Annotated in this window: 1 pseudogene; it reads right to left on the bottom strand. The window is 71.2% G+C overall.

Annotation, left to right across the window (positions count from 1 at the left end):
• Window positions 1–1,086 (bottom strand): annotated as a pseudogene (locus tag D7X55_RS39580) (type IV pilus twitching motility protein PilT); the annotation flags it as partial.
• Between the last annotated feature and the right edge of the window lie 44 nt (window positions 1,087–1,130).

Genomic DNA, 1,130 nt, shown 5'->3' with positions numbered 1-1,130 from the left:
CGGGGGCACGGTGGGGGCGGCTCCAGGCCGGCGGCCCGTCACCATGGCCTCGATTTCGTCCGGGTTCTCCGCGAAGCCCTTCACGGTCTCCAGCGTGGCCTTGCCGGAGCGCGCCAGGTCCGCGAGCGAGTCCTCGAAGCGGATGATGCCCAGCGACTTGCCGCGCTGCTGGAGCGAGGGGATCTGGAAGGTCTTGTTGTCGCGGATGAGGTTGCCCAGGGCCACGGAGCCGGTGAGCACCTCCGCCGCGGCGACCATGGACTTGCCGTCCGCGGCGGGCATCAGCCGCTGGCTGACGATGAGGCGCAGGCCGCTGGAGAGCGACAGCCGCACCTGCTGCTGATCTCCCGGCGGGAAGAGGTCGATGAGCCGGTCGATGGTCTTCGCCGCGCTGGGCGTGTTCATGGTGCTGATGAGCAGGTGGCCCGTCTCGCTGGCGGCGAGCGCCATGCGCACCGTTTCCGTATCGCGCAGTTCGCCCACGACGATGACGTCCGGGTCCTCGCGGAGGCTGCCCTTGAGGGCGCTGGCGAAGGTGCGGGTGCTGGTGCCCACCTCGCGCTGGCTGATGAGGGCGCGCTTGCGCGGGTGCACGTACTCCACCGGATCCTCCACGGTGAGCACGTGGTGCGTGGTTTCGCGGTTGATGATGTCCACCAGCGCCGCGAGCGTGCTCGTCTTGCCGTGGCCGGAGGGGCCGGTGAGCACGATGAGGCCCTGGTGGTGGTGCGTGGCCTTGGCGATGTCCGCGGGCAGGCCCAGCGACTCCAGGGTGGGGATTTCGCGGGCGATGACGCGGAAGACGCCCTTGAGGCCCGTGCGCTGGCGGCCCACGTTGACGCGGAAGCGGCCGGTGTCCTCGGAGTCCAGCGCGAAGTCCACGCTGCCGTCCCGCTCCAGCACGGGCCGCAGCCGCTCCGGGATGATGGGCAGCAGCAGCCGCTCCACGGTCTCCGGGGACAGCGGCGTGTCCTGCGGGAGCAGCTCACCGGCGAGGCGCATCAGCGGAGGCCGTCCCGCCACCAGGTGCAGGTCGCTGGCGTTCATGCTGCGCGCCTGCTCCAGCAGCACGGCCAGGTCCCGGCCCGGCGCGGAGGCCGCGCGCGAGATGGGGACTGTCTCTTATACAC

It is taken from the genome of Corallococcus sp. AB049A (assembly GCF_003668885.1).
Taxonomy (GTDB): domain Bacteria; phylum Myxococcota; class Myxococcia; order Myxococcales; family Myxococcaceae; genus Corallococcus; species Corallococcus interemptor.
Note: the sequence above shows the minus strand (reverse complement) of the source record. Positions and strands in the feature narration are given on the sequence as shown.